The sequence below is a fragment of the Streptomyces sp. CB02056 genome (assembly GCF_001905545.1).
Classification (GTDB): Bacteria; Actinomycetota; Actinomycetes; order Streptomycetales; family Streptomycetaceae; genus Kitasatospora.
Genome location: NZ_LIPD01000010.1, coordinates 121,475 through 136,318 on the forward strand (window position 1 = coordinate 121,475; position 14,844 = coordinate 136,318).

Consider the following 14,844-nt stretch of genomic DNA (forward strand, 5'->3'; position numbering starts at 1 on the left):
GTGCGGAAGGGTTTTACTGAAAGCCGTTCAATAACGCTTGGATAACGACGATCTTGGTCTGTCGGGGGCCGACGGGCCGCCCGGCGGCCCCGAAGGTGAGGAACCGGGCATGCCCAGGCCGCGCACACCCCTGCTGGACCGGCAGCGCATCGTGGACACCGCGCTCCGGCTGGTCGACGAGGCGGGGGACCTCACCATCCCCGCGCTGGCCGGTGCGCTCAAGGTCAGCCCCTCCGCGCTCTACCACCACGTGGCCGGCCGGGCCGAGATCGTCGCTCTGATGCGCGCCGAGCTGGTGCGCACGATCGGCGAGCAGTCGATGTGGGACCAGCCCTGGGACGCCGCGCTGCGCACCTGGGCGCACGCCTACCGGGACGCCTTCGCCGAACACCCCGGCATCGTCCGGCTGCTCGCCACCGCGCCGCTTGCCGAATCGTTCATGCACGAGCTGTACGAGCGGGCCGTCGCCACCCTGGAGGACGCGGGCTTCGCCGCGCAGGACGTGATGGGCCTGATCACCGCCCTGGAGAGCTTCATCCTGGGCTCGGCGCTGGACCTGGTCGCCCCGGACGTCATGGTCGACGCCGTCGACCGCGCCGCCACCCCGAGGTTGGCCGACGCCCTGGACGCCGTCCCCGTCGGGCGCGAGCGCGCGGACCGGGCCTTCGAACTCGGGCTCACCGCCCTGATCGGGGGCTACCGGGCGCTGCTGGGCTGACCGGCACCGGCCGGCCCGGCAGTGCCTGGCGGCTCCCCGGCCGCGATTTCTGACCAGGCGTGATGGCCTGCTAGTGTTCTTCCCGTCGAGAGGAAGTGACCTTCCGGGAAACGAATCTCGAACAGGCGTCAGCGGTGCTACCAGAGCACGCCCTACTTTCAGTAGGGAGAGTCCGTGCGATCCGGGCCTGGCGCTCCCATCGAAGGGGCTCGTTCCGTCCAACGGAACGGGCCCCTTCGGCGTGTTCGCGCTCCATGGGCTCGTCCTCTTATCGCACTTTCGATGACGAAACCCTCCGGCACGGCCCGGTATCGGCCAAGGTCCCGTGCCAGGCGGCCGGTGAACGGCGCTCCAACCGCCCTGGCCCACCAGTGGCGTCACCTCCCCTCCCGGCCTGATGCATCGTCAATTCTTGGCCGGAACTGGCCGTTGCCGGTGTGAATATGCCATCGGAATGTTCGTCCGATGGAATCCGGCAGTAGCCTTCCGTGTCGAACTAGCCACTGCTGGTGGTGAACCGGTCGGCGCCGCGCTGCGTCCGGCCGCCCAGACCCCGCGAAGGAGCCGGTGTGCCCGGTATCGACGAATGCCTCTCCGGAGCGATGGCGATCCCCGGGGCCCGCGCCGCGAGCCTGGTCGACTGGAGCAGCGGGCTCGCCCTCGGCAGCCTCGGGGACAGCCCGACCGGAGAGCACGAAACCTCCGCCGCCGAGGCAACCGACCTGGTGCGGGCGGCCGTTGAGAGCCAGACCTTCACCGTGACGGAGGACCGGCGGGCCCCGCTGGAGGACATCATCGTCACCGCCGGCCGCAGCTACCACCTGATCCGCTTCATCGACACCGTCTTCGACAACAGGCTCGTGCTGCACCTCTGGCTGGACCGCGCGGAGGGCAACCTCGCCGCCGCCCGCTTCCGCCTCCAGGCGCTGACCGACGAACTGGTGCTGGGGTGAGCGCGTGACCGCCGCGACCGGCACCGCGCCGCCGCCCTGGGCGGGGGCCGCCACCCCGAGGACCCCGGGCGAGGCGCTCGCCCTGCTCGCCGACCGTCGCGCCACCGGCGCCCTGCACGGACCGCTCGGCAGCCTCCACCTGGTCGACGGGCGGGTGGCCGCCGCCCAGTCCTCCCGGGCCCCCGGCCTGGCCGACCTGCTCATCGGCTGCGGCCGGATCACCCCCGAGGGCTGGGCGGAGCTGCTCCGGATCCACGGACCTCGGTCGAGGGTCGGTGAGGCGCTCGTCGAACGGCGGCTGCTCACCCGGGGAGAGCTCGAACTCGGCCACCTGGGAACGCTGTTCGACGCCTCGTTCTTCGTCCTCGCCGACCCGGGCGGCGGAGTCTGGCGGTTCGAGGCCGACGCCCGGCACTGGCTCGGACCGGTCGCGGACGTCGACCCGGCCCGGATCCGTCGCGAGGTCGCACGCCGTCGGCAACTGCTCGACGGGATCTGGCCGTGGGGGCAGCTCGACACCGCGCCCGTCCGCCCGGTCGAGCACGTCCGCCGAGCCTCCCACCGCCCGCCCGGCCGTCGGCGCCGCGAGCTGCTGGACCACGCCGACGGCCGCAGGACCCCGGCCGACCTGGCCCGGCTGCTCGGCCGCTCCGGTTTCGGCGTGACGGCCGACGTCCGACGGCTCGCCGCCGCCGGGCTGCTGGACGCGCCGTTGCCAGCCGACGTACCGCGCCCGTTCGAGGTGCCGACGGCGGCCCAGGTGCCCGAGGTGTCGCCAACGGCCGTACCGGCAGCCGAAGTTCCCCCACCGGTCACGAGCGGACCGGCCGGAGGGCTGCACCGCAGGGTCCCCGGCGCCAGCCTCCGGGGTGCCGGACTCCCCGGAGCCCCGGTCGCGGCCGACCCCGCCGCAGCCCGTACCGGCACCCCCGCCGGCGGCACCCCCGCCGGGACCGACGCCGGGACCGACGCCCCCACGCGATCAGAACGCCCGCCCACCACGGCAGCGGCCCACCCGCTGACCGTCCCCGACCCGGACATCGCGCTGCTGACCCGGGTCCGAGACCTTCTGGAGGCCCGACTTTGACCCATTCCCCGCCCGCGACCCCGTCGTTCCGGCCATGAGGCGGGCACTCAAGCAGCGTGTCGGAAGGAGACAACTGATCGCCTTGGAGACCGAGTTGCTCGCCGAACTGCGCGCCGTCAAACACCGCGTCCCGCACCTCGCGGGTGGTCTGGTCGCCAGCGTGGACGGCCTGTTGATCGCGCACGACACCCACGGCACCGAGCCCTCGGGTCTGGCCGCGATGACGGCGGCCTCGCTCTCGCTGGCCCAGCGGCTCGCCGACACCACCGGCCAGGGCGAGTTCCGCGAGTCGCTGGTGCGCGGCGAGAACGGCTACGTCGCCACCTACGCGGCCGGCGGCAGCTGCGTGCTGACGCTGCTGGCGCACCCCGACGTCAACGTCGGCCGGCTGCACCTGGAGGCCCGCCGTAGCGCGCAGCGCATCGCCGAGCTGCTCAACGACGCCCTCGTGCCCAAGGACCCGCGCGACGCGGGCTGACCGCGCCACCAGACCACCGCACCGCCTGAAACCGCACCGCCTGAAACCGCACCACCCGCCACCGAACCACCCACCAAAGAACGGGAGTTACCCAGATGACCGACGCAGCCGGCGCGCTCAAGCAGGCCATGACCAGCATCGAGGGCGCCATCGGCGCGGCCCTGGTGGACTACAACAGCGGCATGGCGCTGGCCACCCTCGACGGCCCCGGCGGCCTGGACCTCAACGTCGCCGCCGCCGGCAACACCGACGTGGTCCGCGCCAAGATGCGCACCATGGACATGCTCGGCCTCCAGGACGGGATCGAGGACATCCTGATCACCCTGACCAGCCAGTACCACCTGATCCGCCCGCTCACCGGCCGTACCGGCAAGGGCCTGTTCCTCTACCTCGCGCTGGACAAGGCGCGCGCCAACCTCGCGATGGCCCGCCACCAGCTGGGCCGGATCGAGGCCGAGCTGGAGGTCTGACGCGGCGCCCCGAAGCGCCGCGCCGGCCCACCGCGCCCGACGTGCGAGGAAGCGGACGAGGCCCCGGCGGTGGCTCACGCCCCGCCGGGTTCCGTCCACCCGGCCTCACCCCTGCGGCAGGTCCGGCCCGACGCCCCGCCCGCGCACCAGCTCGACCGGTCCGCCCGACCGTTCCCGGGCGGCCAGCGCGGCGGCCGTACGGTCCCAGGACGGGCCGGTCAGCAGTGCCCGCGCCTCGGCCGGGTCGCAGAGCCGCCACTCGACCAGTTCGTCCTCCGGCAGCACGAGGGAGCCGAGCATCCGCTCCGTCACCGTGCCCCCGTCGAACACGTACACCAGGACGGCGGTGTCCCGGCCGGTCGCCGGGTCCGCCTCCGGGTCGGCCGCCGCCCCCGGCTGCCAGTCCAGCGCCAGCAGTGGCCCCGGTTCCACGTCCCAGCCGAGCTCCTCGCGGATTTCCCGCCGGGCGGCCGCCCGGGGCATCTCCCGGTCCGCCTCGACCCCGCCGCCCGGCAGCGTCCAGTGCGGCACCTGCCCGAGCGGCCCGTCCCACGGCCGCAGCCGCACCAGCAGCACCCGGCCGGCGGCGTCGGTGAACAGTGCCCGCGCCTTGGTCCGGATGCGCGGCCGGGTGGCGTAGTAGGTCGCCCGGTCCATCGGCGGCTGCGAGGGTTCCGGCGGCTCCTCGGCGGACGGCGTCAGCCCCGGTGCGGCGGCCAGCCCGGCGTACTCGGGCACCGGCGCGTCGGCGGGCAACCGCCCGAGCGTGTGGCCGACCGGCCGGCTGTCCTCCAGCTCCAGTGGCCCGGTGTCGCCCGGCGCCCGCAGACAGGCCGTCACCCGGCGGGACAGCCGTGGTGGCAGGGCGTGTCCGGCCTGCTCCGCCGTCAGCCAGGTCCAGCCGCCGACCTCCGCCGTGTCCGGCCGGAACGCCGCCACCTGCTCCGCCGTCAGCGGCTCGGCCCAGTAGAGGTACACGACGATCGGCCGGTCGCCCTCGCGCAGCAGCGCCCAGTCCACGCCGGCCAGCGGCCCCAGCCGGGGCGTGAAGCCCAGCTCCTCCCGGATCTCCCGCAGGGCGGTCTCCCTCGGCGACCGGTCCGTCGGCTCCCACCCGCCGCCCGGGATCGCCACCGGGTGCTTCCGGTCGTACGGCAGCCGCACCACCAGCAGCCGCCCCGCCCCGTCGGAGAACAGCACCCCCGCCGCCGCCATGACGTCCCGGCCCACCGCGCCCGAGCTCTCCACCCCGACTCCCTCCGTCACGCTCTCCCCGGACACGACAACCCGGGCCACCCCGATGGTTCCCGCCGAGCGGCCCCGCCGATCCCGGCCGTGACCGGCACCGTCCCCGGTCGTGGGGGAGCGGCGGTGTCAGCGGTGGCCCAGGACGTTGACCACACGGCCGTTGGGGTCGCGGACGAAGAACCGCCGTACGCCCCACTCCTCGTCCTGCAAGGGGTGGACGATCTCCGCACCGCCGGCCAGCACGGCCGCGTAGGCCGCGTCCACGTCGTCGACCTCGACGCTCAGGTCGGGGGTGACCGGCGCGGTCCTGTCGCCGGTCATGAAGCTGACCTGCGCCGCCGGACTGGACGGGGAGGCGAGCGTCATGATCCAGCCGTGGTTCATGACCTCCTCGAAGCCCAGCAGGCCGTAGAACTCCCGGCTCTCCTGCGCGGCCTCCGACCGGATGTTGGGCACGACACGGCGAACGGACATCGACGACTCCAGACAAGAACGGGAATGCCTCCGAGACCCTCCACAAGTACTACGCCACTCCCGCCGCCGCGCGCACTTCCGCAACAGTCCCCGGTTCCACCGCCTTCGCCGTCCCCGCCACCCCGGCGCGCTCCTCACCCCAGCGAGGCGAGGGCCTGCGCCGCGGCCCGGGCCATCTGCTCGTCGTGCCGCCGGCTCCCGCCGCGCAGGCGGGCGACGCCCTCCGCGGCGGCCAGTGCGAGCAGGCCCGGCAGGAGGTCGGTGCTGCGGGCGGCGAGCCAGCGGGTGCCCCGGGTGGCCATCCACCAGAGGTCGGCGGCCAGGCCCGGAGGTGGTTCGGCGGGAGCGGCGGTCGGGGGCGGGCCGAGGGGGTGGCCGGCCTCGGTGAGCAGGTCGTGGAAGCGCCGGGCGATCAGGTGGTGGCCCTCGGCGCTGGGGTGCAGGCGGTCGACGCTCAGCAGCCGGCGCTCCGTGAGCCACGGCAGCTCGGCGATGTGCAGGTGCACCGCCCGGTGGCGTTCGGTGAGGGCGTGCACCACGGTGTTGACCGCCCGCATCCGGCGCGCCAGGGGACGGGCGAGCGGCGCCGGGAGCCGGAGCAGGCTGCCCGGGTCGGGCAGGCAGGCGGTCAGCAGCCTGGCGCCGTGGCCGGACAGTTCCCCCATCGTGGCGTCCAGTTCCAGGGTGGCGCGCCGGATGTCGAAGCCCGAGCGCAGGGTGTCGTTGCCGCCGACCACCACCGCCGCGAGCTGCGGCCGCAGAGCCAGCGCGCCCGGTAACTGACGTGTCGTCAATTCCGTGGTGAGCGCCCCGCTGTACGCCAGGTTGGTGAACTCGACGTCCCGACCCTCGGGCGGCAGCGCGTGGGCGAGGACGGCGGCCCAGCCGCGCCAGCCCTCGCCGACCTGGTCCCCGACCCCCTCCGTGAGCGAGTCCCCGAGGGCGACGAAGCGCAGCAGCTCGCCGGCCGTGGGGCGTTCTTCCGCGGCCCGGCCACGCCCGGCCTCCAGCATGCTCATCCTGACCTCCGACCTCCGTCCACCGCCTCGTCGTCGCGTACACCGTGCGCCGCAAGGAACGCCGCCACCGCCGCCGGCCAGCCGTACCGCTCGGCCTGGGCCCGGGCGGAGGCCCGTCGCAGCTCCTCCGGCCGACCCAGCAACTGCCGTACGGCGGAGGCGAATCCGTCGCCGGTGTCGACGGCCGCCACCCCGGCGAGCCCGACCAGGCCGGGCAGCGCGGAGGAGCGGCTGACCACCACCGGGGTCCCGCAGGCCAGTGACTCCATCGCGGCCAGCCCGAAGGTCTCCACCGGGCCGGGCGCGAGCACCACGTCCGCACAGCCCAGCAGTCGGGCCAGCTCCGCCCGCCCGCCCAGGTGCCCGAGGAAGCGCACCGGCAGCCGCAGCCGCGCGGCCCGCGCCGCCAGCCGGTCCCGCAGCGGGCCGGTGCCGGCCACCACCAGCACCGCGGGCCGCCGCCGGGCCCGCAGGACGGCCAGCGCCTCGATCGCCCGCTCGGGCCGCTTCTCCGCCGAGAGCCGGGAGCAGAGCACCAGCAGCGTCTCGTCCGGAGCGGCGTACCGGGCCCGCTCGGCCGCCCGTGCGGTCGGCGGCAGCGGGCGCATCGCGTCGAGGTCCACCCCCAGCGGGGCCCGGACCAGGTTCGGGGTGCCGATCCGCCGGAACTCCGCCGCCGCCCAGTCGGTGGTGCAGAGCACCGAGTCGTAGGCGCGGGCGGTGGCCGCGTTGAACCGGTCGGCCGTCGCGCCCGCCAGCGGACCGGGCAGGCCCCAGGTGCGCAGCAGGCCGGCGGCGCTCTCGTGCGAGACCATCACCGAGCGCACGCCGTGCCGCCGCGCCCAGGCGCCGGTCCAGCGCAGCGTGGTGCGGTCGGACACCTCCAGCCGGTCGGGGGAGAACCTGGTCAGCTCGGCGGCGACGGCCCGCCGGTCGGTGAGCAGCCGGTAGCCGCCGCTGGCCGGCAGCACCGGGCCGGGCAGGGTGACCACCACGCCCTGCTCGGTCTCCTCCTCGGAGCGCCGCTCCCCGGGGACGATCAGCACCGGACGGTGCCCGGCCGCCCGGTACCCGGCACCGAGGTGGCGCAGCGCGGTGCGCAGACCGCCGGAGACCGGGGTGACGAAGTTGGCGAGCCGGACGATCGTCAGCGCCTCGCCGGCCATCGGAGCCTCACCGGCGATCGGCGAGGCGCCGGCCGTAGGCGCCCCGCCGTCGGGAACGGAGCTCATGCCGGCAGCTCCTCCGACAGGGCGGGCGCCACCGGCGCGGCCGACGCCGGGGCGGCGGACGGCAGCCGCACTCCGCGGTGCTCCGCCAGCACCTCGGCGTAGTGCCGCAGCAGCAGGTCCCCGACCGCCTCCCAGGTGCGCGCGGTCACCTCGGCGCGCCCGGCCTGCCCGTACCCGGCCCGCCGTGCCGGGTCGGCGGCCAGCTCGGCGACCGCCCGGGCCACCGCGGCGGCGTCCCGGGGCGGCACCAGCAGGCCGGTGCGGTGGTGGGCGACCAGGTCCAGCGGGCCGCCCGCCGCGGGGCCGATCACCGGCACGCCGCTGGCCATCGCCTCCTGGATGGTCTGACAGAAGGTCTCCAGCGGACCGGTGTGCACGAAGACGTCCAGGGTGGCGAAGCAGCGCGCGAGCTCGTCCCCGGTGCGCCGGCCGAGGAACACGGCGCCCGGCATCGAGGCCTTCAGCCCGGGCGCCGAGGGGCCGTCCCCGACGACCACCACCCGTACCCCGGGCAGCGCCGAGGCCGCCGCCAGCAGGTCGACCCGCTTCTCCGGCGCCAGCCGTCCGACGTACCCGACCAGCACCTCCCCGCCCGGGGCCAGCGCCCGGTGCAGCGCCTCGTCCCGGTGCCGGGGATGGAACCGCACCGAGTCCACTCCGCGCGGCCACAGCTGCACCCTCGGCACCCCGTGCGCGGTGAGGTCCTGGGCGGCGGGGGTGGAGGGCGCCAGGGTACGGGCGGCCGCGCGGTGCACGGCCCGGATCCGCCGCCAGGCGGCGGCCTCCCCGAGCCCCCGCCCGGCCCGGTAGGCGTGCGCGTACCCGGCCAGATCGGTCTGGTAGACGGCGACGGCGGGCACCCCGAGCCGCGCCGCGACCTGCATCCCGCGCGCGCCGAGCACGAACGGGCTGGCCAGGTGGACGAGGTCCGGCCGGTGTCCGGCGACGGCGGCCGCCAGCTGCCGACTGGGCAGGGCGATCCGTACCTGGGGGTATCCCGGCAGCGGCACCGACGGGATGCGCACCACGGGAATCTCCGGCGCCGCGCCGCCGCCGAAGGTCTCCGGCGGGCACTCGGCGCCCCGCGCCGGCGAGGGGGTGACGACAAGGGGCCGGTGGCCCCGGCGGACCAGGTGCTCGGCCGTCCGCAGCACGCTGTGGGCGACTCCGTTGACCTCGGGCGGGAAGGATTCGGTGACGATGACGACGCGCATGCCAGTGTTCTGTCCGCGTCCGGCGTGCACCCGGCCAAAGGGATCTGTCGTAGAGGCGAACGCGGGTCGGCGATTTGCACCGCCGACCCGCGCTCCGGAGCCGGGCCCGCCACGCCGTCCCGTGCGTCGGATCCCGGCCTGTCACACCGTCCCGCGTCCCGGCCCGTCACACCGTCCCGTGCGTCGGGGCCCGGACCGTCACACCGACCCGGCGGTCTCCTTGAGTTCCGCGTACGGCGCGAGCTTGCGGATCGACGCGATGCTCCTCAGGCAGTCGTCCTTGCTCTCCTGCGGGTCGCCGGTCACCACGATCGTCCCGTTGCTCGCCTTGAGCCGGAACCGGTGCATGCCGCCCTCGTCCACGTACAGTTCGAATTTCCCGGCCATGCCAGATACAGCCTTCCGCTCGGATGACCCCCTGGCACCGCAACCTAGGGCCCACCCCACCACGCCGCCCGCCGACCGGACCCGTTCGGGTCACACCGCCGCGCGGCGTCGCCGACCGGCCGCGCTCCCGGGCCCCGCCGGGCGACCGGGCGAGCAGGCGAACGGCCCACGCTGCGGACGCGACGGGCCGGTCCCGCCCCACCCGCGCGTGGAGTCTCCGGCCCGGGGTCCGCCGCCCGACCGGAGCCGTCCGCGTCGTCAAGTGTCTTTGACGACACCTCGGTTCTCCGTGTCCGTACCGTCGGGCGCACCGCTCCTCGGGAGCCGCCGACGGCGATGACGGTGATTCGTCAACAAGTCGGGCAGTCGATAAGGTGCGTAGTCAACTGCCGCGCCTCGCACCTGAGGCCCGGTCAGGATGCGCGCCCTGGTGGGGCGGAGCTCCGCCGTGCCCGTCCGTGAACCTGACCGGTCGAGCCGTCGGGCACGGGCGCGGTCTTCGCGGTCGGGCCGACCGGCGCCGCCCGCTCGGGATCAGGAGGAATGCATGGCACAGATCATCGCCGAGGTGTCGCGGACGTTCAACGAGTACCTGCTGCTCCCGAACCGGACTCGGACCGACTGCGGGCCCGCGGCTGTTGATCTCCGGACGCCCCTGGTGCGGCACCGGGTGGGCGAGGCCTCGGCGATCGAGCTGCACGCCCCGTTCGTGTCGGCGATCATGCAGGCGGTCAGCTCCCCGGAGCTCGCGATCGCGCTGGCCCGCAACGGCGGTCTGAGCTTCATCCACCACAACCAGCCGGTCGAGGAACAGGCGGCGGCCGTCCGGAAGGTGAAGAACTTCAAGGCCGGTTTCGTCACCAGCGACACCAACGTCCGGCCCGACGACACCCTCCGCGACCTGGTCGCGGTGATGCGCCGGACCGGCCACAGCACCGCCGCCGTCACCCACGACGGGACCGCGACCGGGCGCCTGCTCGGCCTGGTGACCTCGCGCGACTTCCACCCCCAGCGGCACGACCTCGACGGCCCCGTCAGCGGCCGGATGACCCCCCTCGGCGAGCTGCCCCACGCGGGCGGCGACGTCACCCTCTCCGAGGCGAACGCGAGGCTGTGGGAGGAGCGGCTGGACTGCCTCCCGGTGCTGGACGGAGAGGGACACCTCCAGCACCTGGTGTTCCGGTCCGACTACGCGGACAACAAGCGCTTCCCGAACCAGGTCGTGGACGGCGGCAAGCGCCTGCGCGTGGGCGCGGGCGTCAACACCCACGACTACCGCGAGCGGGTTCCGGCCCTGTTGGAGGCGGGCGCGGACGTCCTGTGCTTCGACTCGTCCGACGGCTATAGCGACTGGCAGGCGGAGGCGCTGACCTGGACGAAGAAGAACTACCCGGAGATCCCGATCGGCGGCGGCAACGTGGTGGACGGCGAGGCGTTCACGTTCCTCGCCGAGGCCGGCGCCGACTTCGTGAAGATCGGTGTGGGCGGCGGCTCCATCTGCATCACGCGCGACCAGAAGGGCATCGGCCGGGGCCAGGCCAGCGCCGTCCTCGACGTCGCCGCCGCCCGGGACGCCTTCCTGGAGCGCACCGGCGACTACGTGCCGCTCTGCTCCGACGGCGGCCTGGTGGAGGACTACCACGTGGCCCTGGCGCTGGCGATGGGCGCGGACTTCGTCATGATGGGGCGGTACTTCGCCCGCTTCGACCAGGCGCCCGGCGCGAAGGTCCCGACCAGGGACGGCTTCGTCAAGGAGTACTGGGGCGAGGGCTCCAACCGTGCCCGCAACTGGCAGCGCTACGGCCAGGGCGGTCAGGGACTGGTCTTCGAGGAGGGGGTCGACGGCTACGTTCCCTACGCCGGCGACCTCAACGAGGGCCTGGCCACCACCATGGCGAAGATCAAGTCCACCATGGTCTCCTGCGGTTCCGTGACGCTGCCGGAGTTCCAGTCCTCCGCGCGGCTGACCCTGGTGTCCGAGCAGAGCTTCCAGGAGAGCCACGCGAGCGTCACCCTGCGGGACACCTCCGGGACGGTCGCCTGAGCAACGGCGTGAGCGGTCGCGACGCGGCTCGGGAGGCGGAACCCCGCTGAAGGGCTCCGCGGGCGACCGGGCCCGTGCATGACCGGACCCGCGGGTGATCGAGAGCCGGAGGCTCGACCACCCGCGGGTCCGGTGCCGTCAGCCGGCGAGGTGGGCGTCGAGCCACCCCGGGAACTCGGTCAGGTCCTTCAGGACGACGTCGGCACCCGCCTCGCGCAGTTGGTCCGCGGTGAACGGCCCGGTGGCCACGGTCACCGCGAGGGCGCCGCCGGCCCGCGCCCCGGTGATGTCGCCGAGGTGGTCGCCGACGTAGACGGAGGCACCCTGCTCGCGCAGGACGGCGCCCTTGCGGTCGGCGAAGACCGAGCCGAAGACGTCGTCGACCTTGATGCCGAGCGCGGCGAGGTTCAGCCGGGCGTTGGGCTCGAACTTGCCGGTGACGACGATCGTCCGACCGCCGTGCCGGTGGACGGCGGCGATCGCCTCCAGCGCGCCGGGCAGCAACTCGCCCACCGGGGCGCCGTATTGGGGGAACAGCGCCCGGTACCGGTCGGCGGCCGCGTCCACCTCGTCGGCGGGGAACCAGTTGGCCAGCTCCTCCTCGATCGGCGGGCCGACGCGGGTGATCGCCAGGTCGCTGTCGATGGTGACCCCCGTCTCGGCCGCCACCATGTCCAGCACCGCCTTGATGCCCGGCCGGCCGTCGGCCAGCGTCATGTCGAGGTCGAACCCTATGGTCAGTGCGGGTGCGGGGGACGCGTTCTCGGTCGTGTTCATGGCAGTAATGATCCGACCAACCTTGTGGCGAAGCAAGTTTGAGACTTCGTCAGACCTGAGGGCCCGAGGCCTGTTGACAGGTCGGGTTCCCGGCGGGCGCATGGGGAGCCGCAGGCGACCGACTCCGGCAAACCGCCCGCAATCCGGCAGACCCGATGATTTCGACGCCAATGCCGGTGCGGCCAGGGCATTTTCGGCCTGACTTACCGTCAATTACTGTTTCCCTCTGGGTGAAAGACCAGGCGATCTTGCCGAGGGGTCGCCCGCGATGTAGCTTCGTCTGTAGCGTCATGAACACGCCAGCTAGCGGTGCGGAATCAACCGGGGGGCTGTGTTTGCCGATGAAGTTCTGGTGTTGACCAGTGATCCGACTGCCACGGGCTGCGTGAACGTGCCCAGGGGGCTCCCGGCTCTGGAAGAGCCCGCCGATGAGATTTCCGGCGTAGGAGAACCGTTTCCCCGGGCAGGCGCATCGGCCGCTTCGGCACGATGGCGGATCGTCCCCCTCACTCTGCAAATCCGGAACCACTTTCAGTAGCAGGCCTTTCCTGGCGTGCCCGCGTGCCCGCGTGCTCACGTGCTCACGTACCCGCGTGCTCACGTGCTCACGTGCTCACAGGCTCACGGGCTCGAGCGCTCGCCGGGACCTTTCACTGCCGTACGGCAGCAAGGAGGACTCATGAAGACCGGTCATCAGCGGGACGGCGAATCAACGGTTCCAGTGTTCAAGGACTTCCGGGCCGGCGTGGCGTTTCGCGACGTCATGCCCGTCCTGGCCAGCCGGGAGTCCTTCGGTGCGGCGATCGACGGCCTCACGGAGTGGTCGACTCCACTCGCCCCGGACTACGTCGCCGGCATAGACGCGCGCGGCTTCATCCTCGGTGGGGCCCTGGCGGACCGCCTGGGCTGCGGCTTCCTGGCCATTCGCAAAGAGGGGAAGCTGCCGGGCGAGACGGTGGGGCGGACGTTCTCCGGCGAATACTCGACCGACCGGATCGAGATTCGCAAGGACCTGGTGCCGCCCGGTGCCCGGGTCCTCATCCATGACGACATCGTCGCGACCGGGAACTCGGTGGCGGCCGCCGTGGAAATGCTCGAGGAGCTGGGCGCCACGGTGGTCGGAATCACGTGCTTGATCGAGAAGTCGTTCCTGAAGGGAAGGTCGCGCGTGAGCGTGCCTCTCTTCTCGGTCTATTCCTTCGACGCGTAAGGGAGTTGCTCGTGGCAGTGGAAACAGCACGGCAGACGTCGGTCCAGGAACGCCTCACACAATTATGGGCCGCCCGGCTGGAGATCTCGTCGATCGGCCTGGACGAGGACTTCTTCGAACTCGGCGGCGACTCGCTGACCGCCGCGGAACTGCAGGGGGACATCGACCGGGAATTCGGGGTGGAGGTGTCGGCCACGACCCTCTTCCTGTCGCCCACCATCGCGGAGTTGACCCAGGTGATCGAAGAGGCGGTGGCGGCGGCCCGGCCCGGGACGGCCGAGGCGTACCCGGGAGGCCGGCAGTGAGCACCGGCACGGCGGGAGACCTCACCGACCCCGCGCTCTACTCCCAGGGCGAACCGCACGAGGTCTGGCGCCGCCTCCGCGAACACGACCCGGTCCACTGGCAGCCGAACTCCGGCCGTGGCGGCGGCTACTGGGTCGTCACCCGGTACGCCGACGTCGAGCGGGTGCTGCACGACTACTCCGCCTTCACCTCCGAGCGGGGCACCCTGCTCAACCTGCTCGGCCGAGGCGACCCGGCGGCCGGGAAGCAGCTGGCGGCGACCGACCCGCCGCACCACGACCGGGCGCGGATCCCGCTCAAGCAGGCCCTCGCCGTCAAGCCGCTCGCCTCGTTCTCCGACCGGATCCAGGCCGGTATCCGTGACCTGCTCGCCCCCGGAGCCGACGGACAGCCCTTCGACTTCGCGGTCGCGATGGCCCGGCTGCCCCTGGTCGCCCTCAGCCCCATCCTCGGGCTGCCCGCCGAGGACCACGAGCGCCTCATCCGCCTGGCCATGATGTCGACGGCGGAGGAGGACCCGGAGTTCCAGCTGCCGGGCGGCGTGGAGCCGACCCTCAAGCGCGGCCACCGGGAGATCTTCGCCTACTTCTCGGACCTGGTCCGGGCCCGGCTGCGGGATCCCGGCGACGACCTGATCAGCGTGCTGGCCGAGACCGAGGTGGACGGCGAGCCCATCTCGACCGGCTCGGTGATCTCCAACTGCTACAGCATGCTGCTGGGTTCGGCCGGAACGCTGCCGCACGTCCCGATCGCCGCGATCGTCGAACTGGCCGGCAGCCCGCGGTACGAGGACTGGGCCTCGCACCCGGAGCTGCTGGACTCCGGCATCGAGGAGGCCCTGCGCTGGGCCACGCCGGCCAGCAACTTCATGCGTTACGCGCTCCAGCCGGTCGAACTCTCCGGCGTGCGGATCGCCGAGGGCGACGCCGTGGTCGCCTACCTCGCCTCGGCCAACCGGGACGCCGAGGTCTTCCCCGACCCCGACGTGTTCGACATCCGGCGCCGCCCCAACCGGCACCTCGCCTTCGGGGTCGGCCACCACTACTGCGTCGGCTCGCACCTCGCCCGGCTGGCCCTGCGCCTGCTGTTCACCGAGCTGTTCGCGACGTTCTCCTCGATCGAGGTGGTCGGCGGGATCGAGCGGATGCACTCGACGTTCCTGGCCGGCTTCAAGCGGGTGCCCGTCGCGGGCGTGCCCCGCAGGGCCACCGTGAAGGGCTGAGGCGG

Annotated in this window: 16 protein-coding genes; 9 read left to right on the forward strand and 7 right to left on the reverse strand. The window is 73.5% G+C overall.

Features of this window, described 5'->3' with window-relative positions; genetic code table 11:
• The first annotated feature begins 109 nt into the window (after window positions 1-109).
• From AMK13_RS27475 to AMK13_RS27495, 5 genes are all read left to right on the forward strand, one after another.
• Complete coding sequence (locus AMK13_RS27475; RefSeq protein WP_049652049.1) at window positions 110-718, forward strand: TetR/AcrR family transcriptional regulator C-terminal domain-containing protein; 609 nt, start codon at window positions 110-112, stop codon at window positions 716-718.
• A 569-nt stretch (window positions 719-1,287) separates the two neighbouring features.
• Window positions 1,288-1,671 (forward strand): hypothetical protein, encoded by a 384-nt coding sequence (locus AMK13_RS27480; RefSeq protein WP_074004516.1) that lies wholly within the window; start codon window positions 1,288-1,290, stop codon window positions 1,669-1,671.
• A 4-nt stretch (window positions 1,672-1,675) separates the two neighbouring features.
• On the forward strand, window positions 1,676-2,758 hold the full coding sequence (locus AMK13_RS27485; protein WP_074004517.1) for a hypothetical protein: 1,083 nt from the start codon (window positions 1,676-1,678) through the stop codon (window positions 2,756-2,758).
• A gap of 82 nt (window positions 2,759-2,840) precedes the next feature.
• Entirely contained in the window at window positions 2,841-3,236 is a 396-nt protein-coding gene (locus AMK13_RS27490; protein WP_310593218.1) for a roadblock/LC7 domain-containing protein, read from the forward strand.
• Window positions 3,237-3,331: 95 nt separating this feature from the next.
• Complete coding sequence (locus AMK13_RS27495; RefSeq protein WP_049652052.1) at window positions 3,332-3,706, forward strand: hypothetical protein; 375 nt, start codon at window positions 3,332-3,334, stop codon at window positions 3,704-3,706.
• 105 nt (window positions 3,707-3,811) lie between these two features.
• Here the strand turns inward: AMK13_RS27495 and AMK13_RS41255 are convergent, their stop codons facing one another.
• From AMK13_RS41255 to AMK13_RS27530, 6 genes are all read right to left on the reverse strand, one after another.
• A complete protein-coding gene (locus tag AMK13_RS41255; RefSeq protein WP_143204644.1) occupies window positions 3,812-4,972 on the reverse strand; it encodes an NUDIX hydrolase in 1,161 nt (386 codons plus the stop codon).
• Window positions 4,973-5,080: 108 nt separating this feature from the next.
• The gene (locus AMK13_RS27510; RefSeq protein ID WP_049652054.1) at window positions 5,081-5,428 is read right to left on the reverse strand and encodes a VOC family protein; all 348 of its coding nucleotides are present in this window, start codon (window positions 5,426-5,428) and stop codon (window positions 5,081-5,083) included.
• A 134-nt stretch (window positions 5,429-5,562) separates the two neighbouring features.
• Window positions 5,563-6,447: a GDSL-type esterase/lipase family protein gene (locus tag AMK13_RS27515; protein WP_079272521.1), complete on the reverse strand. Its 885-nt coding sequence runs from the start codon at window positions 6,445-6,447 to the stop codon at window positions 5,563-5,565.
• On the reverse strand, window positions 6,444-7,679 hold the full coding sequence (locus AMK13_RS27520) for a glycosyltransferase (RefSeq protein ID WP_380717561.1): 1,236 nt from the start codon (window positions 7,677-7,679) through the stop codon (window positions 6,444-6,446). Before AMK13_RS27520 ends, AMK13_RS27515 begins: the two co-directional genes overlap by 4 nt.
• Window positions 7,676-8,893: a glycosyltransferase family 4 protein gene (locus AMK13_RS27525; protein WP_079272522.1), complete on the reverse strand. Its 1,218-nt coding sequence runs from the start codon at window positions 8,891-8,893 to the stop codon at window positions 7,676-7,678. Before AMK13_RS27525 ends, AMK13_RS27520 begins: the two co-directional genes overlap by 4 nt.
• A gap of 198 nt (window positions 8,894-9,091) precedes the next feature.
• Window positions 9,092-9,280: a YegP family protein gene (locus AMK13_RS27530; RefSeq protein ID WP_049652112.1), complete on the reverse strand. Its 189-nt coding sequence runs from the start codon at window positions 9,278-9,280 to the stop codon at window positions 9,092-9,094.
• Window positions 9,281-9,827: 547 nt separating this feature from the next.
• Between AMK13_RS27530 and AMK13_RS27535 the strand changes: the two genes are divergently transcribed.
• Window positions 9,828-11,324 carry an IMP dehydrogenase gene (locus AMK13_RS27535; RefSeq protein ID WP_074004518.1) on the forward strand — a complete coding sequence of 499 codons (1,497 nt, stop codon included), beginning with the start codon at window positions 9,828-9,830 and terminating at the stop codon, window positions 11,322-11,324.
• A gap of 138 nt (window positions 11,325-11,462) precedes the next feature.
• On the opposite strand, the gene AMK13_RS27540 is transcribed toward AMK13_RS27535, so the two are convergent.
• On the reverse strand, window positions 11,463-12,101 hold the full coding sequence (locus AMK13_RS27540) for an HAD family hydrolase (protein ID WP_074004519.1): 639 nt from the start codon (window positions 12,099-12,101) through the stop codon (window positions 11,463-11,465).
• 679 nt (window positions 12,102-12,780) lie between these two features.
• On the opposite strand from AMK13_RS27540, the gene AMK13_RS27545 reads away from it, so the two are divergent.
• From AMK13_RS27545 to AMK13_RS27555, 3 genes are read left to right on the forward strand one after another with little or no spacing between them, the layout of a single operon-like run.
• The gene (locus AMK13_RS27545) at window positions 12,781-13,311 is read left to right on the forward strand and encodes an adenine phosphoribosyltransferase (protein WP_049652115.1); all 531 of its coding nucleotides are present in this window, start codon (window positions 12,781-12,783) and stop codon (window positions 13,309-13,311) included.
• Between the two features lie 11 nt (window positions 13,312-13,322).
• Window positions 13,323-13,616 carry an acyl carrier protein gene (locus tag AMK13_RS27550; RefSeq protein WP_074004520.1) on the forward strand — a complete coding sequence of 98 codons (294 nt, stop codon included), beginning with the start codon at window positions 13,323-13,325 and terminating at the stop codon, window positions 13,614-13,616.
• Window positions 13,613-14,839: a cytochrome P450 gene (locus AMK13_RS27555; RefSeq protein WP_074004521.1), complete on the forward strand. Its 1,227-nt coding sequence runs from the start codon at window positions 13,613-13,615 to the stop codon at window positions 14,837-14,839. The genes AMK13_RS27550 and AMK13_RS27555 overlap by 4 nt, the downstream gene beginning before the upstream one ends.
• Window positions 14,840-14,844: the final 5 nt, after the last annotated feature.

Excerpts from the sequence above, each read along its gene's own strand:
- AMK13_RS27515 (WP_079272521.1), bottom strand. The coding sequence starts at position 6,447 with ATGAGCATGCTGGAGGCCGGGCGTGGCCGGGCCGCGGAAGAACGCCCC.
- AMK13_RS27540 (WP_074004519.1), bottom strand. The coding sequence starts at position 12,101 with ATGAACACGACCGAGAACGCGTCCCCCGCACCCGCACTGACCATAGGG.
- AMK13_RS27545 (WP_049652115.1), top strand. The coding sequence starts at position 12,781 with ATGAAGACCGGTCATCAGCGGGACGGCGAATCAACGGTTCCAGTGTTC.
- AMK13_RS27510 (WP_049652054.1), bottom strand. The coding sequence starts at position 5,428 with ATGTCCGTTCGCCGTGTCGTGCCCAACATCCGGTCGGAGGCCGCGCAG.
- AMK13_RS27525 (WP_079272522.1), bottom strand. The coding sequence starts at position 8,893 with ATGCGCGTCGTCATCGTCACCGAATCCTTCCCGCCCGAGGTCAACGGA.
- AMK13_RS27520 (WP_380717561.1), bottom strand. The coding sequence starts at position 7,679 with ATGAGCTCCGTTCCCGACGGCGGGGCGCCTACGGCCGGCGCCTCGCCG.
- AMK13_RS27475 (WP_049652049.1), top strand. The coding sequence starts at position 110 with ATGCCCAGGCCGCGCACACCCCTGCTGGACCGGCAGCGCATCGTGGAC.
- AMK13_RS27530 (WP_049652112.1), bottom strand. The coding sequence starts at position 9,280 with ATGGCCGGGAAATTCGAACTGTACGTGGACGAGGGCGGCATGCACCGG.
- AMK13_RS27535 (WP_074004518.1), top strand. The coding sequence starts at position 9,828 with ATGGCACAGATCATCGCCGAGGTGTCGCGGACGTTCAACGAGTACCTG.
- AMK13_RS27495 (WP_049652052.1), top strand. The coding sequence starts at position 3,332 with ATGACCGACGCAGCCGGCGCGCTCAAGCAGGCCATGACCAGCATCGAG.